This window comes from Magnetococcales bacterium (genome assembly GCA_015231925.1).
Classification (GTDB): Bacteria; Pseudomonadota; Magnetococcia; order Magnetococcales; family JADGAQ01; genus JADGAQ01.
The window spans coordinates 1-20,051 of the sequence record JADGAQ010000069.1 but is presented as its reverse complement, the minus strand read 5'-3'; the positions used below and the strand labels follow the sequence as shown (position 1 = coordinate 20,051).

The following is a 20,051-nucleotide window of genomic DNA, read 5'->3' as shown; positions in this document are numbered from 1 at the left end:
ATGATGGTCCCCAGACCCCTGCAATAATGCAAAAATGAAACAGAAACGGAATTAGTAATAGAACTGGCCGCAGCTTGGCATGCGAAAGATCGGTGTGAGGGAAGGCCGTCAAGACAATCTGCCCCGGCAGTTTCACGTCCACCGCTCCCGAAGGTCATCCAGTGTGTAAACAACCGGGTCATCTTCCATCCCACGCAATGCCTGCACCATGGACAACTCGGAAAAATCAACATCGTTCCAGTCCTCCCCCGGGGAAAGCTGACGTTCCTCCGGCTCAAGGCGCTCCAGGAGAAACTCCACGAAATCAAATACTTCCGCCTGTTTCACCTCTGGCAAGGACTCAACTTTCTTAATAAGCTCAGAGATAATCATTTTCCCCTTCCTCACACTCCGCGCAGCCCCTCCGATCAGATAAGAAAAACTCATCTTTACTTAACATCTACCTTTTCTGGTCTCTTAATGGTATTTAGAACAAGTGTTGGCAAATCAGAGAACACCTTATAGGGCATTATCCGGAAATACAATCACGTCCGGGACTTTCGCGCATCCAGAGCATGCGCATACTTCATTGACAACATTTTGAATCTCCGATACATCGCTTGAATCATTAACAAAAATATATTTAATTTGCTCAACAGGAAGTGGAATATGATCCGAACCAGCCCCCCCGCCCAAAAATCCATGATTACCGACGACCCTCCACTCATATTCTTCATCTTCTACGAGAGACTTCATAGGCTGAAAATAGCAAAACAGATCAAGATATTTCTTATAATAGTGATTTTGAAAAATAGGGTCATTATCTGAAGACAGTACTATTGTACTCGCAAGCATCACACCCAAATTAATCGCAAGAAGTTTTCCAACTTGACTTCCTATATAAACAACACGATCCCCTTTATGCTCTCTTACCCATTCCTGAGTCACCACAATGCCATAGCTCCCAAACCGAGCTTTATGTTTGGCAATATCTCGCCCCTGCTGCATTTCGGTAAAACAAAGCATCGGAACAGCACCGCGACAACTCCCAACACCGCTTAATAAAACTTTTTTTCTGTCTTCCGATAGCCCAGCAAAATTCTTTACTGGTAATTCATTATGTTGATATAGATATCCCAATCTATCGTTAATAGTTGGAATAATATATTGCCCAAGGTACTCTTTCAGTTCCTCACCGTTGAAAAAGGAGAGTACTCAACATTATGTTTGGTTAACAAAAACCCTTCCCGCAAAGCTTGAACAAGATACTCTTTTTTCTTCATGCAATTCAACAGGTTCAATTAAATCCTCCATCTCTCAAGCCAAACAAAAATTACGACATATGCCGGCTTACATTCATTACGATAACTTTGACTGAGCCGTCAGATCCTCGACCTAGAAAAGCATACTGCTTCCTCCCAACAGACTCGTTGCGCTTCGACTACAAATTGGTAGCAATGACTACTCCACCTGGGATGGCAGTCCCGGAGTCAGACCCTTGAACATGCGTTCCAGCACGCCACCCTCCTTCACCTGATCCCGCATCTTCTTCACATCGGCCAGGGTCAACGGATCGTTCTTCTCCACGATATCCCGCGCCAGCTTATAGAAGGAGCCTTCCGGGAAGTTGCGCCCCAATACCGCCGCGTAGTTGCGGGCATCCTCTTTCAAACCCAGGCGGTTGTTGGCGAAAACCAGGGAGAAAAGCGCCTCTTCCACATACGGGGTGGTTTGGAATTGCCCGTTTTCCACCACCACCCGCATACGGTTGATGGCGGCCACGTACTCCTCCCGATCCAGATAGTAGCGCCCCACCACCAGCTCCTGCTGGGCCAGACGATTGATGCAGACCAGCGCCATGCGGGAGGCCTCCCAGGCGTAATCGGTGTCCGGGAAACGACTCACCACCTCCTGCAGAGCCCCCAACGCCGCCCGGCTGCGCTCCTGATCCCGGAATGCGTCGGTCAGCCGGCGGAAATGGGCCAGCCCGCGCATGTAATAGGCATAGGCCACATGCTTGTGCCGAGGGTGCAAACGCAGAAAACGCTCCGTGTCCGTCACCACATCGTCGTACTCTTCCATCTTGAAGTGGGCATAGATCAGGTTGAGCTGGGCCTGCTGCGCCAGCGGCGAAAAGGGGTGACGCCGGTCCAGATCCTGATAGGCCTCCGCAGCCACCTTCCATTTGCCCTCGCGAATGGAGCTGATGCCCTCCTGATAATACTCCTCCGCCGTGCGATCCGGTTTGCTCTTGGGTGTCGAACTGCACGCGGCCAGAACGGTGCAAAACAGGCCGGCAAGGCAGAGATGGGTGAGTTTACGCACATTCATGACCGTTTGTTCCATTTTCCGAAGAGAGGGAGCCAATTGCAAAACGGCGAAGCAATAGGTCGGGACGATCTAAAAGAATGACAAACAAAAAGCCAAAGAATAGAACAGTTTCATTTTTTCTTTGTTAAAGAAAATAATATTGAAAATCGACGGATAGAACATTTCCCATCTTAACCAAGTAAAGGATAACATATTGAAAGTCGAAAGATAAACACCAAATATCCAGGCCTGATCGCAGGAATTTTCCAAGCCCCTCGGACCGGTCCCGGCGGGTGCATCGCGTGCGGGGCATTTTCTCCCCTCGTTCACCCCAGCGCAATGGCTGCCGCCCGGTTTCCGCTGACAACGGCCCCCTCCAGAGTGGAGGGCAGCCCGGTCGCGGTCCAGTCCCCCGCCAGCAGCAGGTTGTTCCAAGGGGTGCGCGCCCCCGGACGCCACGCCTCGACCTCCGGCCAGGGGGCGAAGGTGGCCCGCTGCTCCCGCACCACCCGCACCGCCAAAGGAGTCTGCCCGGCCAATGCCGGCACCACCCGGCCCACCTCCCGATGCACCCCGAGGGCCAGCCTCTCCGCAGGCCAGCGAGACTCCCGCCAGGCCCCGCTCAACACCGCCGAAAGCCGCGCTCCCGGCAAACCCGCTTTCCCGGCATCGAGGCGCTTGCGATCCACCAGCCACTGGGAGAGCGTTCCCGGCAGAGCCACCGCTTCGCTGTTCAAACCGGCTTCCGCCCCATACAACAGATGAACCGTAATCAGCGGCGTCCCCGTCAACCCCCGCCAGGGCGCAGCCCAATCCGGCAGCAGCCGCTCCAGGGCAAACCAGGGCAAGGCCGAAATCACCCGGCGGGGGGCGGGAAATCGCCCGCAGCGGGTCACCACCTCCCGGATCCGGGCCCCCTCCCGGTCGAGATGCTCGACCCGGCATCGCAGGCGCACCTCCCCACCCCGGCTTTCGATGAAGGCCCTGGCCGCATCCCCCCACAAAGCCGACAGGGGCACACCCGGCCAACGGGGCGCCGCCCCCTGCCTCTCCTGCAAAAAGAGGCGCCGCATCACCGTGACGAAGAGCGCCGCGGAAGCCGCTCCGGCGCCCTCGTTGAGCAGGGAGAGACACATGGGCCCCCAGAGCCGCTCCACCAGGGCTCCGCTCTGCCCGTGGCGCTCCAGCCAGTGGCTGACCGTCATCGCCGCCGGTGGCGACTCGCCACCCCGCAAAGCCAGGCCCAGCCGCAAGGCGGCGAGACGGTCCCGACCGCTGAGACCCGGAAATACCGCCAAACCCGCCGCCAGATGCCAGGGAGCGGGCCAGTTCGGGCAACGAAGGCCATGCCACCCGTGGCGTTCATCCCAAAAATCGTAGGCTACCCGTCCACCACCCGACAGGGGCGGCACGCCGTGCAGTCGTTGCAACAGGGCCAGCGCCTGATGACACCCCCCCACCAGCAGATGAGGCCCGTTGTCCAGCCACTCCCCGCCGAAGCGCTCCTCCCGGAAGGAGCGCGCCCGCCCCCCCAATTGAGAGGCCGCCTCCAGCAGCAGGGGCCGCTGCCCCGCCTCGGCCAGAGCCACCGCCGCCGCCAGACCGGAAACACCGCCCCCCAGAACCAGTATCCGCCCCGAACAATCGCTCAAGAGCGGAGATTCCGCGAATAGCGCCACCAGAGCGAGGCGGTGATCCACAATCGTCGCCAGGTTCCCACCCGTACCCGCTGCCCGCCCCAGGGCCAACCCGCCGCCCGCAACCGTTCGAGCAACAACCGGTAGATCTCCCCCATGGCCAGGGCGAAGACCACGCCGCGCCGGTCCGCCGGAGCCACCGCCTGCCACGCCGCCTCGAAATGGCCTGCCGCCTCCCGGTAAAGCCGCTCCCAAAGCGGGCGACCCGCCGCGCCGCCGCCGTCCAGCAGAAGGGTCTCGCGACTCAATCCGGCTTCCGCCAGCCAGCTCTCCGGAAGGTAGAGACGACCGCGCGCCGCATCCTCCGCACCATCCCGCAGGATGTTGGTGTACTGCAGGGCCAACCCCAGATGCCAGGCAAAGCGTTCCCGCCACTCCCCCCCGGAAGAGGTATCGGAGAAGATGCGCAACGCCACCTCCCCCACGGTCACCGCCACCTGGCGGGCGTAGGATTCCAGCGCCTTGATATCGGCGATGCCCGCGCCTTCCAGATCCCGCGACATTCCTTCGATCAACAGAAAGAAGGGTTCCCTGGGCAGATCGAAGCAGCGCACGGCTGCCAGCAGTTCCACCGCCACCGGATGGTGAGGCTCTCCCGCCAGGGTCGAAGCCATCTCCCCCCGCCACCAGGCCAGTTTGCTCCGGGCCACTTCCGGGTTCAAACCGCCGTCGGCGATATCGTCCAACTCCCGGCAATAGGCGTACAGGGCATACATGGCCCGTCGCCGGGGCCGGGCCATGAGTCGCATGGGCCAGAAAAACGAGGAGCGCGCCCGTCGGGTGCGCTCCCGGCAATAACACTCCGGTGTCACGCGATCACCCGCTGCATGGCCCGCCACCAGCAGGAGGCCAGATCGCTGTTGCTCAGACGGGGCCGCTTGCGCAAGGTGTTGCCGCCCAGGGCCTCGATGCCGTCCAGAAGCGCCATGCCCCCTTCCCAGGTCAAGCCCAGCTCCAGGCTCAAGGGCCAGGCGACGGAGGTCAACAAAGGCTCCCCCAGCCGGAAGAATTGGCGGGCGTAATCCACCAACTCCATCATCATGGCCCCCACCGCCGGGTTGAAGCGCCGCTCCAGAATCTGCTTCTCGTTCACCCCGAAGCGGTACATCACCTCCATGGGACAATAGAGGGGACGCCCCTTCCAGGGATCCTGACCCAGATCCTGCCAATGATCGACCAACTGCAATCCGGTGCAGATGGCATCGGACCAGGCCAGCGTCTCGGGACGCGACTCCCCCGACAGGTGCAGCACCACCCGACCCACCGGGCGGGCCGAGTAGCGGCAGTAATCTTCCAGTTCGAAGAGGGTATTGTAGCGTTTGTTGGTCACATCCAGGCGAAAGGCCACCAGCAGATCCTGCAGCGGCGCCAACGGCAGGCCGGTCACCTTCAGGGTGTGTCCCAGGGCGCGGAATACCGGATGATCCGGACGACCGTCCCGAGCCTCCATCAGACGATTGGACCAGCCGTCCAGCAGGTTGAGTTTTTCGTCCACGTCGCGCCCCGCCAGATCGGCAAAGTCGTCGGCCAGACGGGCGAAGGCGTAGACCGCGTGCAAATGGTGGCGAATGCGGCGCGGCGCCAACAGAGAACCGACCGGAAAATTCTCCTTGTGCTGGCGAACGATCTCGCGACAGTAGAGGTAGTCATCCATCAACGAGGAAGGAATGATTCCCAGCACCGGCACCTCCCCCCTCAGCCGTCCCAAACGGGAACGGGAGCGGCCACCACCCGGTTGCGACCCTGGGCTTTGGCCTGGTACAAGGCTTCATCCGCGCCTTTGATGAACTCCTCGATGGTATCGGTATCCGGCCCCAGGCCGCAGATACCGAAGCTCGCCGTGACCTGCAACACCCGGCTGGTGGTGCGAAAGCGCAACGACGCCACCTCCTGTCGCAGTTTTTCGGCGGTGGTGATGGCATCCTCCACGGTGGTTTCGGGCAGGAGGATGGCGAACTCCTCACCACCGAAACGGGCCAGAAAATCGCACTTGCGCAACAGCTTGGACATGCGATCCGCCACCGTGGAAAGCACCTTGTCGCCCACCGGGTGGCCGTAGGTATCGTTGACCTTCTTGAAATGGTCCAGATCGATCAACACCATGGCCATGGCCAGGCGATAGCGGTTGCCACGGGCCACCTCCCGCTCCAGAATCTGGTCCAGCGCCCGACGGTTGGCCACTCGGGTCAGAGGATCGGTCATGCTCTCCCGACGGGTCTTGTCCAACTCCTCTTCCATGCTTTCCAGGCGTTGCCGCGTTTCGTGCAGACGGGTCTGGGTCTCCGCCAACTGACGGTTGACGCTTTCCGTCTGGTTTTTCAGGGCGTGGGCCTCGGACATGAGGACGGCACGCAGGGTCTGCAGATCCTCGATGGTGGCGCTGCCCTGCAGGCGTCCGATGGTGCGTCCCAACTGCTCGTCCATGCCGCTGGTGCCCCGTCCCACCTCCTTGAGCAGAAACGCCAGTTCCGCCACCAGATCCAGAAAGGCCACCCGTTCCGATTCCCAGGCCTGGCGGCGGGACTGGGCCTGGGTCACCACCTTGGCCGAATAGCCGGCGATATCCTCCCAGAACCGCCCCTGGGTGAGCGCCATCTCCTCCAGGAAACGCCGTCCCTCGGCGATGAGATTCTCCTCGCCTTCGGAGAAACTCATCAATCCCTGAAGCAGGCGCGGCAGCGTGCGATTGACGAAGTCCGGGGAGATGCCGACGACCGGCGGGGGGCTGACGACCTCGGCGATGGCCGGCGTCTCCACCGCCGCGACGGCGGCTTTGGCCGGAAACATGGCCTCCCGCAACCATTGGGAAACCACGCGCAACTCCTCGAGCATGGCCTCCTGTTCCGCCTCGGCCAAACCCCGTTTCAAGCGGCGCACCAGGCGTTCCAGATGCTCGTTCTGGCGGGCGTCCAGGGTCAGTATCGGTTTGATGCCGTTGACCAGCAGGGAGACCAGCAGACGAATGGCCGGCAGTTCCTCCTCGTCCGGCCCCAGGGATCGTTTGAAGAGGAATTCCCGCAACACCGTGCGGGCCTGTTTCTGGTCCGCGTGTTTTCCCTCGATGAAATCCAGAACGGGTTGCAAGGCTTGCAACTTGTTCATCCAAACGCTCCCGAACGCCAGACTCCGAAAATGATATCCCTATACCCCTACTTTACCGATTCGGCAGCGGAAGTAAAACGTTTCCATTCGCCTCCCGCCAATCAAGAAGCTCCTCCCGGCTGACCAGAAAGACGCCGCTGGCCCCGAAATGGAACGGCAGCCATTCGAGCATCAACTCCGGCAGGGCTTCCTGCAGCCGCTCCTGACCGGCATCCCCGGTTTCGCAGATCAGCACGCCCCCCTCTTCCAGATGGTCGGGAGCCTGCGACAGGATGGCGCGAACCAGGTCGAGTCCGTCCTCTCCGGCCTTGAGGGCGATGGAGGGTTCGTGATGGTATTCGGGGGGCAGAGACTCGAACTCCTCGCGGGAGACATAGGGGGGATTGGTGACGATCAGATCGTAACGGGCCTTGCCGAGTCCCTGAAACAGATCGGAGCGCATCAGGCGGACGCGCCCCTCCATGCCGTGGCGGCGCAGATTGGCCCCGGCCACCTTCAACGCGCCGGGTGAAATGTCCGCCGCATCGACCTGAGCCAGGGGAAAGCGTTCCGCGAAGGAGACCGCCAGACAGCCGCAGCCGCAGCCCAGATCCAGAATGCGGCGCACCTCCACATGTCCGAGCCACTCCTCCAGCGCCTCCGGGTCATCGACCAGGTTTTCGATGCGCGAACGGGGCAGCAGCACCCGCTCGTCCACGAAGTAGCTGCGCCCGGCGAAAAAAGCCTCGCGGGTCATGTAAAAAAGCGGCAGCCGCTCCCGTATGCGGCGTTCCAGCCAACTCTCCACCGCCGCCGACTGTTCCGCGCCGACGACAACCGTCTCCAGCTCTTCGGTCTCTTCGAAGGGGATGCCGCACACCTTGCAAACCAGGTATTCGGCTTCGGCTTCCGCCGTCTGCAAGCCGTTATCGAAGCAGACACCCGCCTCCGTCAAGCGCCGTGCGCACTCCTCCACCCATGAGGCAACCGTCCGGGACCCCGCTTCCATTGCTTCCACTCCCCCCTCCTGGGTTGGGCTGATTCGTTTGGGGGGTCAGTATGGCACGGGGTTCCCGTGCAGTGCAATTCCTCAGAGCATCCCGCCCCCGCCGGGCCCTCACTCCTCCTCGCTTTCCTCCTCATCCTCTTCCTCATCCTCTTCCTGCGAAACCTCCGGGGAAGGTTTCGCAGCACGTTTTTTCACCACACGCGGCCCCCTCTCCGTGGCTTCGTCCTCGTCCCGGGCGATGTCGGGGGATGCTTTTTTCAGACGGGGTCTCCGCTCCGCGTCGGCTTCGTCGCCGGAGAGGTCCGCCGGGCGTTTCTTCAGGGGACGGGGTTTCTCCTGTTCCTCATCCCCGGACGGGGAGTCCGCCGGGCGTTTCCTCAGGGCGGGGGCCTTCTTTTCCTGCCCCTCCGTCCGGTTGCGGGCGGTCTCCTCCTGGCGTTTTTTCAGGAAGTGGGGCTTCTCCTGCTGATTCTCCACATCGGCGGAGGGGTGATCCTGCCGGTGTTCCGCGTAGATCGGCAGGGCCTTGGGCAGCAGTTTCCGGATCTCCTCGATGCGGGTTTCATCGGAGGGATGGGTGCTGAAAAATTCCGGCACGCTCTGCCCTTTCTGACTCATGCGCTTCCAGAAATCGACCGCCTTGGAGGGATCATACCCGGCCATGGCCATGAAGATCAGGCCCATGTGGTCGGCTTCCGATTCGTGCAGCCGGCTGAAGGGCAGCATGACCCCGAACTGTGTTCCCAAACCGTAGGCCAACCCCAGGAGGGGCCCGGCCTTGCTGTCTTCGGTGGCGGCTTCCAGCACGGCGGCACCCACTTCCACCAGCAACGACTGGCTCATGCGCTCGCCGCCGTGGTTGGCGATGGCGTGGGCGATTTCATGCCCCATCACCGCCGCCACCCCCTCTTCGTCCCGGGTATATTCCAGAATGCCCGTGAGAAAAACCACTTTGCCGCCGGGCATGCAGAAGGCGTTGATCTCGTCATCCTCGACCAGGTCGAAACTCCACTGGTAGTTGGCCAGGCGCTGCTTCTGACCCTGCTGCTCCATGTAGCGCTCCACCGCCCCCTGGATACGCCGCCCCACCCGCTTCACCATCTCGGCGTCCGCCGAATTGCGCAACGGTCGGTTCTCCTTCAGAAAGGCCTTGTGCTGCTTGAAGCTGAGGCTGAAGAGTTCACTGTCCGAAATCAGCGAGAGCTGACTGCGCCCGGTGAGGGGAACGGTTTCGCAACCGACCACCAGTATCAGGAAGAGACTGCAGAGCAGGGCGAATCGTGAGCGAAAGTTCATGGTTCTGGCCGTTCCGAATCCGAAGATGAACAGGGGGTTACCGTGGGGGTTCCGGATCCGGAATCCAGCGACGCTTCGCCGGAAAAATACATCCTCCGCTTCGGTGTGTTTGCCGTCACGGACTCCTTGCAACCCGCTCCCCCCGCCTTGTCGGGCAGTTTAACATTTTGCCGGACGATTTGGCCAATCTCTCCGTCGACAAGCCTCCCGCAAGGGGAAGCCAGTGCAACGGTGTAACCCAGCGTAACACACATCGAAATCGGAACGTTCGAAACCTGTTGAAAATACTCGGATATTATTCACCTTTCCCCTGACCGGTCTTCGTTTGATTACACCCCAAAGGGCCGGGAATCGGACAAAAATGTTCCTTCAACATACTGATTTCAGGCTACTTTATTTGCCAATCGCGTCGTGGCACATCCTCTGCTTTGTGAGTGGCTTCAGTCGTGTACAAAACCATCAGGAGGATTGAGTCATGGGTATGCCGTCTTTGAATCTGTTTGGCAAAACGAAAGAGATTGAACTGCAATTCGACGAGTTTCTGAACACCATCTCCGAGGGTGGACTGCTGCTGAAATCGGGTTGGCAAGCCTATCTGGACCGAGGCGCCGCCAGTTCCGAATTCAAGCAGAAGCTGCAACAGGTTGTGGACCACGAAAAAAAGGGTGACAGCCTGCGCCGCACCCTTGAAACCGAACTCTACACCATGGCCCTGATCCCCGACTTTCGCGGGGACGTGTTGAGCCTGCTGGAGGATCTGGACCAACTGCTCAACGGCATGGAAGAGAACATCCTGGCCCTCGATACCGAGGCACCCGTCATCCCCGCCGAATTGAAGGCCGACATCCAACAACTCATGGAGCATGTGGCCTCCGCCGTGGAGTACGGCGTCATCTCCGCCCGCGCTTTCCTGCGCGACATCAACTCGGTGCGCGATAACCTGCACAAGGTCATGCTCTTCGAGAAGGAGGCCGATCAGGCCGCCACCAAACTCAAGAAGAACATCTTCCAGTCTTCCATGCAGCTCGCCGAGAAGAACCAGCTCCGCTACTTCGTGGAAAAGATCGACAACCTGGCCGACGTCGCCGAGGACGTGGCCGACATGCTGGGCATCTATACCATCAAGCGGCTGGACTAGGAACAGGAGTAATCCGTAATGGACCTGACAATCTTCTTATACCTCTCCAGCGGCCTGTTCCTGGGCTGGTCCCTGGGGGCCAACGACGCAGCCAACGTCTTCGGTACGGCGGTTGGCACCCGCATGATCAAGTTTACCACCGCAGCGTTGATCTGCTCCATTTTCGTCATGCTGGGAGCGGTGATCAGCGGCGCGGGCGCGGCCCACACCCTGTCCAAACTGGGTGACATCAACGCCCTGGGCGGAGCCTTCGTGGCGGCCTTCTCCGCAGCGGCGGTGGTGGCCTGGCTGACCGTGCTGGGGCTGCCGGTTTCCACCACCCAGGCCATCGTCGGCGCCATCATCGGCTGGAACTTCTTCACCGGCATGGCCACCGACTTCAGCGTCTTCAAGACCATCATCGGCACCTGGTTCCTCAGCCCGGTTCTCACCGCCATCTTCAGCTACTTCATGTATCAGGGCGTACTTTGGTGGGTTCACCGCCAAAACGTGCATCTGGTCCGGCAGGACGCCCTGATCCGCATCGCGCTGATCATCGCCGGCGTGCTGGGTTCCTACTCCCTGGGGGCCAACAACATCGCCAATGTGATGGGCGTCTTCATCGGCGCCAATCCCTTCAAGGATTTCGGCGGCGTCACCGGCCTGCAGCAGCTCTTTTTCATCGGGGCCATCGCCATCTCCTTCGGTGTCTACACCTACGGTAAAAAGGTGATGCTGACCGTGGGCGACAGCATCGCGCCCCTGACCCCACTCGGGGCCGTGGTCGTGGTGTTGGCCACCTCGCTGGTGTTGTTCCTCTTCGCCTCCGAGGACCTGGAATACTTCCTGGCCTCCCTCGGTCTGCCCACCATTCCCCTGGTTCCGGTTTCCAGCTCCCAGGCAGTGGTCGGCGGCGTGATCGGAATCGGCTTCATCAAGAACTCCAAAAACATCAACTGGAGCGTCACCGGACGTATCGTGGTGGCCTGGATTCAGACCCCCATCATCTCCGCCATCGCCAGTTTCGTCATGCTCTTCTTCATGCAGAACATCTTCGGCCAATCGGTCTTCGAAAAGGTGGAGTTCCAGGTTTCCAAGCCCCTGCTCGAACGGCACGCCAAACTCGTCGATGTGAAGCCGCTGGAAGAGCTGATCGGCAAAACCTACGCCACTTCCGGCAGTCTCAAGGCCGATGTGGACAAGCTGGTGCCCAATGCCGAGTACAAGGCTGAATTGAACCTGGTCCGCGAAGCCCGCATGGAACGCATCACCGTCGACCCGGCAAAATTCCCCGAACTGGGCAAGAGCGGACTGCTGACCAAGGCCCAGATCGACTCGGTCAAAGCCCTGGCCAACCAGACCTTCGATTACCGCTGGCAATTGGTGGACGCCCTCACCAAAGGTTCCGAAAGCTGGCGCCTGAAGGAGAATACCGTTCTGAACAAGCCGTACAACAAGGAAGTGCATCAACGCCTCGAAATCATCATGGATCTTTACACGGCCAAGATGAAGTAAACCCGATCGTTTTCCGGCTCAACGCGCGCGTGGGGGTCGGGGCTTGCTTCGGCCCCCACCTGTATTTTTGGGCATCCAAGCGGGAGAATTCCATGAGTTCCACACAAGCGGCAGGCAGCATTCACATGACCAGCCCGGAAGGGCTGGGTCTGACGGGAGGGGGATGGCCGACGCTGTTCGGCATCCCCGTCGACTTCATCCTCTTCGCCCTGACTCTGATCGGCGTGGCCCTGCTGCACCGGCACACCCTTCAGGTCGCCCTGTCGGGCCTGGGCATCATCCTGTTCTACAAATTGATCTTCACCGGTTTCCGCGAGGGCGCCGGCCTGACGGGACTCGTCTATCACTTTCAGCACGAATGGGTCATCCTGGCCAACCTGCTCTGCCTGTTGCTGGGATTCGCCCTGCTCTCCAATCAGTTCGAACAAAGCAAGGTGCCGGAGGTACTGCCGCGATTCCTGGGTAGCGGAGTTGTCGGAACCTTTACGCTCCTGGTGTTTATATTTGTACTGTCAAGTTTTCTGGACAATATCGCCGCCGCCCTCATCGGGGGCACCATCGCCAACATCGTCTTCCGGCACAAGGTGCATGTCGGCTATCTGGCGGCGATTGTGGCCGCTTCCAACGCAGGCGGTTCCGGCTCCGTGGTGGGTGACACCACCACGACCATGATGTGGATCGCCGGCATCAGTCCCCTGGCCGTCACCCATGCCTACGTGGCGGCTTTGCCGGCGCTGCTGGTCTGCGGCATTCCGGCAGCCCTGCTGCAACACCGCCACGCCCCCATGCTCGAATACACCCCTTCCGAGGAACATCCTGTCGATTGGGCGCGTCTGGGCATCGTCTTTTTCATTCTCATTCTGGCCATTGTGGCCAACGTGCTGGCCAACGTGGTGTTTCTGGGACTGGCGGACGCCTTCCCCGTCATCGGCGTAGCGGTCTGGGTGGCGCTGCTGCTCAGCGCTCCGTTGCGTCAACCCGACTGGAGTCTGCTGCCGGAGGCGCTGAAGGGCAGCATCTTTCTGCTTTCGCTGGTGGTTTGCGCTTCGTTGATGCCGGTGGAAAAGCTCCCTGCAGCCTCCTGGCAAACCGCCTTGACCCTGGGCTTCGTCTCCGCCGTCTTCGACAACATCCCCCTGACAGCGCTATCCATCGCCCAGGGCGGTTACGACTGGGGCATGCTGGCCTATGCCGTGGGCTTCGGCGGATCCATGATCTGGTTCGGATCCTCGGCGGGCGTGGCCCTGACCAACCTCTTCCCGGAAGCCAAATCGACCGGCAGATGGCTGCGCGAGGGCTGGTTCGTGACCCTGGCCTATGTGGTGGGCTTCTTCATTCTGCTGAACGTGTTGGGATGGCAACCGACACCCGAACACCAGGCGGCGGTATCCGCCGCCGTCCCGGTATCCGCTTCACACTGACGGTTCACTCCCCCCGGTTGAGAGCCACCAGACGGCGGTTCAAGGCCGGGCGGGAGATGCCCAGCAGCATGGCGGCGATGCCCTGGTTGCCGTTGGCGCGTTCCAGGGCCTGCCGCACCAGCCAGGTTTCCGCCTCCCGCAGCGTGGGATAGCGTCCGGGAACCACCAGCAACTCCTCTTCTTTGCCGGGCGCGGGCCGGGTCTCCTCGGCGTAGGCCTTCTTGCCGATGGTCTCCCGGAAGGTCTGCATGGAGAGAACCTGCCCCTGCTGGTGCAGCGCCATGGCGTTGTAGACCATGGCCCGCAGCTCCCGGATGTTGCCCGGAAAGGCGTGGTTGGCCAGCAAGGTGAACAGCTCTCCGGGCACCTTCGGCACCGCCTTGCCCATGACCCGGGCCGCCTCCTCCGTGAAAAAGAGTACCAGCAGGGGAATATCTTCCCGGTGTTCCCGCAGGGGCGGAATGGCAATCTGGTGGACCGACAGTCGGAAGTAGAGGTCGGGGCGGAAGACGTTGCCGCTGAGGCGGTTCTGCATATCCCGGTTGGTGGCGCAGATGATGCGGGCATCGCCGATTTTGGGAACGTCGGAACCCAGCGGGTAATAGGTGCGATCCTGCAGAAAACGCAGCAGCTTGACCTGGGAGGCCATGGTCAGGTCGCCGATCTCGTCCAGAAAGAGGGTTCCCCCGGCTGCCTGGACCAGCAGCCCTTCACGCGGGGCATCGGCTCCGGTGTAGGCCCCGCGACGATGTCCGAACAGGGTGTCGGAAAAAAGGGTGTCGTCGAGTCCGGCCACGTTGACCTGTACGAATTGACCCTTCAACCCCGAAAGACGATGCACCGCGTGGGCGAACAGCTCCTTGCCGACGCCGGTCTCCCCGGTGATCAGAATGGGCTCCGGCGAAACCGCCACCGCCTCGGCGTACTGGAACAGCACCCGAAACTTGCGGCTGCGGGAGACGATGCCCGAAAAGGCCGGGTGGGAACGAATCTCCCCGCTGAGGAAGCTGCGCTTCAACCGACCGATATGCTCCCGCAGATGGAACATTTCCAGGGCGTGTTTCACCGTCAATTGGAAGCGGGCATCCTCCACGGGTTTGACCAGATAGTCGAAGGCCCCCTCCTTCATGCAGTGGACCGCCGTATCGGCGTCCTGAGCGGCGGTCAGCACCACCACCGGCACCTCCGGGTGGTGGTGCACGATTTCCGGCAACAGGGCGCTGCCCGACTTGAACGGCATGGTGAGGTCGAGAATCACCGCTCCCACCACCCTCTCCTCGAGAACATCCAGCAGGTTGCGACCGTCCTCCAGGGCGATCACCTCCTTGATGCCCATGCTCTGCAACGAGGTGGTGGCACTGCGCAGTACCGTGACTTCGTCATCGACCACGACGACGGCCACCTCTTTCAGCTCCATTTTGGCTGATCGGTTCATCTCTCCCTCCCCAATTTTCCCGGTGTCGCCGGGGAGTCCCCCCCCGGAGTGAAACGCGGCAGGCTGACGGTAACGGTCGTTCCTTCCCCCGGACAGGAGTCGAAGCGCATACGCCCCCCATGATTTTCCACGATGGCCTGGGAGATGGAGAGCCCCATGCCCATGCCACCCATATCGGTTTTGGTGCTGAAGAAGGGTTCACCCAGGTGTTGCAGGGAGTCGGCGTTGATGCCGCACCCCTGATCGCGCACCGTGACCCGGACCATCTCCGTTTCCGCCTCGACCCCGGTTGAAATCTCCACCGCCGCATCCCGATCCGGAAGGGATTCCAGGGCGTTGAGGATCAGATTGAGAAAAACCTGTTCCAACTGCTGGGCATTGCCCCGCACCGGAGGAACCTCGCTCTCAAGGGAGAGGGTGAACCGATCGGTATACTTGCGGATGCGTTCACCCAGAATGGAACGGCAACCCGACAGGCACTCCACCAGGTTCACCGGATCGGCCACCCGGGCCGGACCGGGCCGGGAGAGATACTTGAGATGTTCCACGATGCGCTGCACCCGCTGGGCATTGTGCAGGATATCCCCGATCAGCATCTCGGGCCCCTGCTCCCACGCCGGATAGGGATGCCCCGCCAGGACGAAGTCGCCGAATTCGCGGGCGTAGGCATTCAGCACGGTGCGGGTATCCCCCCAAACCTGTCGCAACCGGGTGGCGTTCATCAACATGGCCTGGTTGGGATTGTTGATTTCGTGCGCCACCCCCGCCGCCAGCACCCCGATGGAAGCCAGGCGCGCCGTGCGGATGGCCTGCTGTTCGAGGCGATGATATTCGGTGATATCCGTGATGATGGCCATCACCGACATCACCTTCTCCGCAGAAACGACGGGGACCAGGCGGATATGCCACCAGTACCCCTTCCGGTCCTCGTAGCGCATCTGGCGCAGATTGCCGCTACGGAAGGATTCATCCAACAGAAGTCGATAGGTGGTACGTTCGGCTTCCGGCAGCAGCAGGGCGCTGTCACCGCTTTGGGCGCCGGGCCGCAACAGTCCCAGGGGACGGTTGCAGGTGAGGATCATGCCGCGAATATCCACGGTCAGCAGAATGTCCGGGGTGTGATTGAACAGCGCCCGCAGCCGGGACTCCCCCTCCCGCAAGGTCTCTTCCGCCTGTCGCCTCTCGGTGACATCTTCCAGAAACCCGACGAGACGGATCTCTCCTCCCGGAGAATCGTCCACCGGGAAACCGCTGAAGAGAAACCATCGTTCTCCCAAATAACGCACCTGCAGGCGGACGATCAGGCTGAAGCGCTTACGGCGGCGCTGCAATTTGCGAAAGCAGAAGAGAACCCGCAGGCGGTCTTCGGGGTGCAGGCGTTCCAGGAAGCCTTCTCCGCCCCGCCAGTTGCGTTCCAGATCGAGGTGTTCCCGTTTGAGGAAACCCGGCCCCAGATAGAGCAGACGACGTGAGCCGGATTCCACGGCCCAGAAGATGAGGTCCACGGTTTCGGTCATCTCCCGGAACAGCTCTTCCCTCTGCCGCAGGGTCTCCTCCATCTCCAGTCGCCAGAGCAGGGCATGGCGACTGCGGAAGAGGTGGGTGAACAACAGCGCGGTAAAGATGATGCCACCGATCAAAACCGCCCAATGGCCCCGCAGAAAGGCCTCGGCACTGCGAAACTCCCGAATGGCCTGGCAGGTGACCACCCAGGAACGATCCGCTACATGAAGGGTGCGACGCACCATGGGGAGAACCTCTTCCGCCCGCTCCGTCTCGTTCACGTCGCGGTAATGGCCCTCCTCCCGCAGACGGCTGGGGTAGAATCCCAGCAACCGGGTCTGTCCCGAGTTGTCCACTTCCTCGATTTTCACATCAATGCCGCGGGGTTCCATCAGATTGATGGAGTTGGAGACGAGATGTTCGAAATCGATCAGAACCAATACAACCTCGATTCTCCCCTTCGAGCCACCTGACCCGGCAGTCCGCACGGGCGCGGCGATGGCCAGCATGGGCGGCAACCCTTCCGGAAGTTCCAGTTTGCCGCTCATGGCCATATGCCCCGATGAGAGGGCGCGCCACAGAGTCTCTTTCAAGGCGGCCCGACGGGCCGGATCTTCCGGAAAGCGGGCTCCGGCCCCTTCCGACACCGCGAAGATCGGATCCGGTTCACCCTCCTCACCAATACCGTAACCACGAATGGAGAGAAAATAGCCATGTTTCTCCAAAATGGGTCTCACGAAGATTTCGAACTGATCGCGACGCACCACACCGGCGGCCCGGAGGAACGTGGTCACCTCTTCCAGCCAGCCTTCCGCATGGCTGACTTCGGTCTCCAGAGCCCGTACCCGGCTTTGCGCGGTCCAGTCGAATTCCTGGAAAAAATTGGCATGAAGCTGCTCACGCACGTTGAGTGACGCCGCCAGTGTCAACAGCAACCCCGCCAGGGCCCCCAGCCAGGCCCCCTGATACTCCTTGATCTTCATCGTCTCCCTCGCGGCGCCGGTGACGCGGCGCCAAACATCCCCGACCTGTCCGCTTGACGAAAAAACACCCTGTTTCATTTCCACCAGGATTCGTCTGTTTAGGACTCCCCACCGGACGATTCGTTCAATAAAAGAAAATAGCGGCACGTCACCGCACCGCCATTCAGGTTAATCTTTCAGAAGATTATTAACTTTTTTAGGCGATTGTATAAACCACGGACTGTAGAACCGTGGCCGCTTCGCCGAGTTCCCGCGCCAGATCGAAAAAGTAGCGATAGACTTCCCGCCGCTTGAACATTTCCATGACCTGCGCCACGGCCTTCATGTTGGCGTCGGCGTGGGGCAGGATACTCATGCTCTTGCGTATTTCATCGCCATCGTAAAGCTCGGAGATGGCCACATTGTAGGTGTCCTCGATCATATCCCTCAGGGAACGGATCACCTGGGCATCCTGCAGCCCCTCGATGGGATTGGAAGCCACCTTGCGGTAACCCCGGCGAAGGGAGAAACAGGCCTCACGCACCATGCGCGCCATGACCGCCATATGGTGGTCCGTGCCGATTCCCAGGGCCTGCATCATGCGCAACATGTTCTTGATATCGGCAATCAGCTTGTTGATGCTGAAAAAAATCCAGTAAAGATCGTCCCGTTCGAACGGATTGGTGTGAAACGACTGGTGCAGCTTGTCCATGTTCCGATTGCGAAACTGCTCCTTGCGCTCTTCGAGCTTGTCCAGAAGCGAAAGATCGATCATCTCGGACCCGCTCAGGCTGGTGTAACGCTCCACGAGAAGGCCCAGTTCCAAAAGCAGTTCACACTGGTCGGCAATGGAGGAATGGAACTCCGGCACCGCCTTCAAAATTCGATCACTGACCTTCTCTTCGCCCTTTTCCTGATTCATTTTTCGCTCCCCTGAAATGGATGTCCCGGTCATCGAAATCGCCAGCCGCCAGCCGACCGCTTCCATTTCTTACTACAACTTCCAAGCCATCCTTTTCGAAGGTTATTTATCCAATTAAAATCAATGTGTTGAATTGCCTCCCCGGCCCCTTTGACACCACCTGAAGGCTGTAAGCAAATGATGGCTTAGGGAGGCCGAACCAGGGAGCAAAATTTAATTTACAATATATTTCAATATGTTGCATCATGCCCGATCGACCCGTATGGACTTCATTACATTACACCCACTCCATGAAGCCACGTTTGAGGCGCCCGGAGGAAACCCAAACCGGTGATTGACAGCTCCCCCCGGATTGCCTACCCTCGCAGCAGTCGGTTATTCTTCTCTGGTGGACAATTCGGCCATCGCCATGAGGCCACACCCGCTGTTTCTTCTGATGGTGCTGTTTCTTCCGGTGAGCCCGGCAACTGCGGCGGATGCGCCGGGAGCGGTGCTTCCATGTGCCGAACCGCCCCCGAGGGCCATGGCTCTCGGAGAGGTGGTGGAGCTGGCTCTGTGCCGCCATCCCAAAAGCCGCGCCGCCCTGGCCGAGATTCGTTTGCAAGACGCGGGGGTGGGGGAATCGCGGGCCGCCCTGCTGCCCACGGTGAGCGCCAGCCTCGAAGAGAGTCTGCGCCGCACCCGCACCGCCGCACCCTCCGGCGCGGTGGTGCAGGAGAAGAACGGACCCGGCCTCTCCGTGAGCCTGTCGCAACTGCTTTTCGATTTCGGAAAATCCCAGGCCACTCTCGACAAGACCCGGGCCTTGCTGGCCGCCGCCCTCGCCTCGCGGGACCGGGCCCTGCAGGAGGTGTTTTTGCAGGCGGTGCGGAGTTTCTTCGCGCTGCAGGCCAAAACCGCCGCGCTGCAGGCCGCCCGAACGGCAGAGGAGTCGGCGACGCTGGCCCACGAAGCCGCACGGGTCCGACTGGAAAAGGGCAGCGGCACGGTGGCGGACCGGTTGCAGGCCCGCACTCAGGAGGTACAGGCCCGATTGGAACGGGTTCGGGCCGAGGGCGAGCGGCGCAAGGCCGAGGGTGAACTGGCCAATGTTCTGGGTTTGAGAGCCGATCACCCTCTCCAATTGACGGAACCCCTCGAAGAGGAAACCGTGGTTGCGGAACCACCGGAGGTGGAGCAACTCATTGACCGGGCGTTGCGGCTCCGTCCGGATCTGACGGCGGTTCAAGCCCGGCGCGATGCGGCCCGGCAGGAGCAGCGGGCCTTGAAAGCGGCGACGATGCCCCGGCTCACCCTGGAGGCGACGGGGCAGGCCGAGGAGAATCGCGACAGCCGGGTGACGGGAAACAGCCTCTCCCTCTCCCTCAAAGTTCCGCTTTTCGAGGGGTATGCGCCGGGTTATCGGGTGGCGGGGGCCGAGGCGCGGGGGGATTCCCTGGAGGTGGAAGCGCAGCGTCTGGAACAGCAGGTGGCGCTGGAGGTGTGGCAGGCCTGGCAGGAGATGCGTACCGCCCGGGAGGCGATGGCCCATACCCGTGCCTTGCTGGAGAGCGCCACCCAGGCGGAGCGGGTGGCCATGGGCCGCTACAAGGCCGGCGTGGGGCTGATGACCGAGCTGCTGGCGGCGCAGAGCGCGTTGGCTTCGGCGCGAAAGCAGCGGGTGGAGTCGCTGTACGACTGGAATGTGGCCCGAGCGACGCTGGCCACGGCGATGGGACGCATGGAAAACTGAACCGGGTGAGTACCGAGCTCTTTTCAGTCATACGGGGGTCCGGGGGGGATTATCCCCCCCGGCGGGGTTCGG

At 60.8% G+C, this 20,051-nt stretch carries 16 protein-coding genes; 4 read left to right on the top strand and 12 right to left on the bottom strand.

Annotated elements, in window-relative coordinates; genetic code table 11:
• Positions 1-132: 132 nt before the first annotated feature.
• From HQL56_09430 to HQL56_09390, 9 genes are all read right to left on the bottom strand, one after another.
• A complete protein-coding gene (locus HQL56_09430) occupies positions 133-372 on the bottom strand; it encodes a DUF2281 domain-containing protein (protein MBF0309736.1) in 240 nt (79 codons plus the stop codon).
• Between the two features lie 126 nt (positions 373-498).
• Positions 499-1,119 carry a hypothetical protein gene (locus HQL56_09425; protein MBF0309735.1) on the bottom strand — a complete coding sequence of 207 codons (621 nt, stop codon included), beginning with the start codon at positions 1,117-1,119 and terminating at the stop codon, positions 499-501.
• Between the two features lie 321 nt (positions 1,120-1,440).
• Positions 1,441-2,310 carry an outer membrane protein assembly factor BamD gene (locus HQL56_09420; GenBank protein MBF0309734.1) on the bottom strand — a complete coding sequence of 290 codons (870 nt, stop codon included), beginning with the start codon at positions 2,308-2,310 and terminating at the stop codon, positions 1,441-1,443.
• Between the two features lie 305 nt (positions 2,311-2,615).
• Entirely contained in the window at positions 2,616-3,941 is a 1,326-nt protein-coding gene (locus HQL56_09415; GenBank protein ID MBF0309733.1) for an FAD-dependent oxidoreductase, read from the bottom strand.
• Positions 3,938-4,798 (bottom strand): squalene/phytoene synthase family protein, encoded by an 861-nt coding sequence (locus HQL56_09410; GenBank protein ID MBF0309732.1) that lies wholly within the window; start codon positions 4,796-4,798, stop codon positions 3,938-3,940. The genes HQL56_09415 and HQL56_09410 overlap by 4 nt, the downstream gene beginning before the upstream one ends.
• Positions 4,795-5,667: a squalene synthase HpnC gene (gene hpnC / locus HQL56_09405; GenBank protein ID MBF0309731.1), complete on the bottom strand. Its 873-nt coding sequence runs from the start codon at positions 5,665-5,667 to the stop codon at positions 4,795-4,797. The genes HQL56_09410 and hpnC overlap by 4 nt, the downstream gene beginning before the upstream one ends.
• Positions 5,668-5,681: 14 nt before the next feature.
• Complete coding sequence (locus HQL56_09400) at positions 5,682-7,088, bottom strand: diguanylate cyclase (GenBank protein ID MBF0309730.1); 1,407 nt, start codon at positions 7,086-7,088, stop codon at positions 5,682-5,684.
• 52 nt (positions 7,089-7,140) lie between these two features.
• Positions 7,141-8,076: a 50S ribosomal protein L3 N(5)-glutamine methyltransferase gene (prmB, locus tag HQL56_09395; GenBank protein ID MBF0309729.1), complete on the bottom strand. Its 936-nt coding sequence runs from the start codon at positions 8,074-8,076 to the stop codon at positions 7,141-7,143.
• A gap of 108 nt (positions 8,077-8,184) precedes the next feature.
• Positions 8,185-9,372, bottom strand: coding sequence for a M48 family metalloprotease (locus HQL56_09390; GenBank protein ID MBF0309728.1), 1,188 nt, complete (start codon positions 9,370-9,372; stop codon positions 8,185-8,187).
• Positions 9,373-9,847: 475 nt separating this feature from the next.
• On the opposite strand from HQL56_09390, the gene HQL56_09385 reads away from it, so the two are divergent.
• From HQL56_09385 to HQL56_09375, 3 genes are all read left to right on the top strand, one after another.
• The gene (locus tag HQL56_09385; protein ID MBF0309727.1) at positions 9,848-10,510 is read left to right on the top strand and encodes a DUF47 family protein; all 663 of its coding nucleotides are present in this window, start codon (positions 9,848-9,850) and stop codon (positions 10,508-10,510) included.
• Positions 10,511-10,528: 18 nt separating this feature from the next.
• The gene (locus HQL56_09380) at positions 10,529-12,004 is read left to right on the top strand and encodes an inorganic phosphate transporter (GenBank protein MBF0309726.1); all 1,476 of its coding nucleotides are present in this window, start codon (positions 10,529-10,531) and stop codon (positions 12,002-12,004) included.
• A gap of 125 nt (positions 12,005-12,129) precedes the next feature.
• Positions 12,130-13,425 carry a citrate transporter gene (locus tag HQL56_09375; protein MBF0309725.1) on the top strand — a complete coding sequence of 432 codons (1,296 nt, stop codon included), beginning with the start codon at positions 12,130-12,132 and terminating at the stop codon, positions 13,423-13,425.
• 4 nt (positions 13,426-13,429) lie between these two features.
• On the opposite strand, the gene HQL56_09370 is transcribed toward HQL56_09375, so the two are convergent.
• The 3 genes from HQL56_09370 to HQL56_09360 form a co-directional block, all read right to left on the bottom strand.
• A complete protein-coding gene (locus HQL56_09370; protein ID MBF0309724.1) occupies positions 13,430-14,842 on the bottom strand; it encodes a sigma-54-dependent Fis family transcriptional regulator in 1,413 nt (470 codons plus the stop codon).
• Positions 14,843-14,856: 14 nt separating this feature from the next.
• Positions 14,857-17,346 (bottom strand): PAS domain S-box protein, encoded by a 2,490-nt coding sequence (locus tag HQL56_09365; GenBank protein ID MBF0309723.1) that lies wholly within the window; start codon positions 17,344-17,346, stop codon positions 14,857-14,859.
• A 196-nt stretch (positions 17,347-17,542) separates the two neighbouring features.
• On the bottom strand, positions 17,543-18,247 hold the full coding sequence (locus HQL56_09360) for a hypothetical protein (protein MBF0309722.1): 705 nt from the start codon (positions 18,245-18,247) through the stop codon (positions 17,543-17,545).
• Between the two features lie 409 nt (positions 18,248-18,656).
• On the opposite strand from HQL56_09360, the gene HQL56_09355 reads away from it, so the two are divergent.
• The gene (locus tag HQL56_09355) at positions 18,657-19,979 is read left to right on the top strand and encodes a TolC family protein (protein ID MBF0309721.1); all 1,323 of its coding nucleotides are present in this window, start codon (positions 18,657-18,659) and stop codon (positions 19,977-19,979) included.
• The last annotated feature ends 72 nt before the right edge of the window (positions 19,980-20,051 follow it).

Bases quoted from the DNA above. Each gene is read 5' to 3' on its own strand.
- HQL56_09430 (MBF0309736.1), bottom strand. From the start codon at position 372: ATGATTATCTCTGAGCTTATTAAGAAAGTTGAGTCCTTGCCAGAGGTG.
- HQL56_09420 (MBF0309734.1), bottom strand. From the start codon at position 2,310: ATGAATGTGCGTAAACTCACCCATCTCTGCCTTGCCGGCCTGTTTTGC.
- HQL56_09400 (MBF0309730.1), bottom strand. From the start codon at position 7,088: ATGAACAAGTTGCAAGCCTTGCAACCCGTTCTGGATTTCATCGAGGGA.
- prmB (MBF0309729.1), bottom strand. From the start codon at position 8,076: ATGGAAGCGGGGTCCCGGACGGTTGCCTCATGGGTGGAGGAGTGCGCA.
- HQL56_09390 (MBF0309728.1), bottom strand. From the start codon at position 9,372: ATGAACTTTCGCTCACGATTCGCCCTGCTCTGCAGTCTCTTCCTGATA.
- HQL56_09385 (MBF0309727.1), top strand. From the start codon at position 9,848: ATGGGTATGCCGTCTTTGAATCTGTTTGGCAAAACGAAAGAGATTGAA.
- HQL56_09380 (MBF0309726.1), top strand. From the start codon at position 10,529: ATGGACCTGACAATCTTCTTATACCTCTCCAGCGGCCTGTTCCTGGGC.
- HQL56_09375 (MBF0309725.1), top strand. From the start codon at position 12,130: ATGACCAGCCCGGAAGGGCTGGGTCTGACGGGAGGGGGATGGCCGACG.
- HQL56_09370 (MBF0309724.1), bottom strand. From the start codon at position 14,842: ATGGAGCTGAAAGAGGTGGCCGTCGTCGTGGTCGATGACGAAGTCACG.
- HQL56_09365 (MBF0309723.1), bottom strand. From the start codon at position 17,346: ATGAAGATCAAGGAGTATCAGGGGGCCTGGCTGGGGGCCCTGGCGGGG.
- HQL56_09360 (MBF0309722.1), bottom strand. From the start codon at position 18,247: ATGAATCAGGAAAAGGGCGAAGAGAAGGTCAGTGATCGAATTTTGAAG.
- HQL56_09355 (MBF0309721.1), top strand. From the start codon at position 18,657: ATGAGGCCACACCCGCTGTTTCTTCTGATGGTGCTGTTTCTTCCGGTG.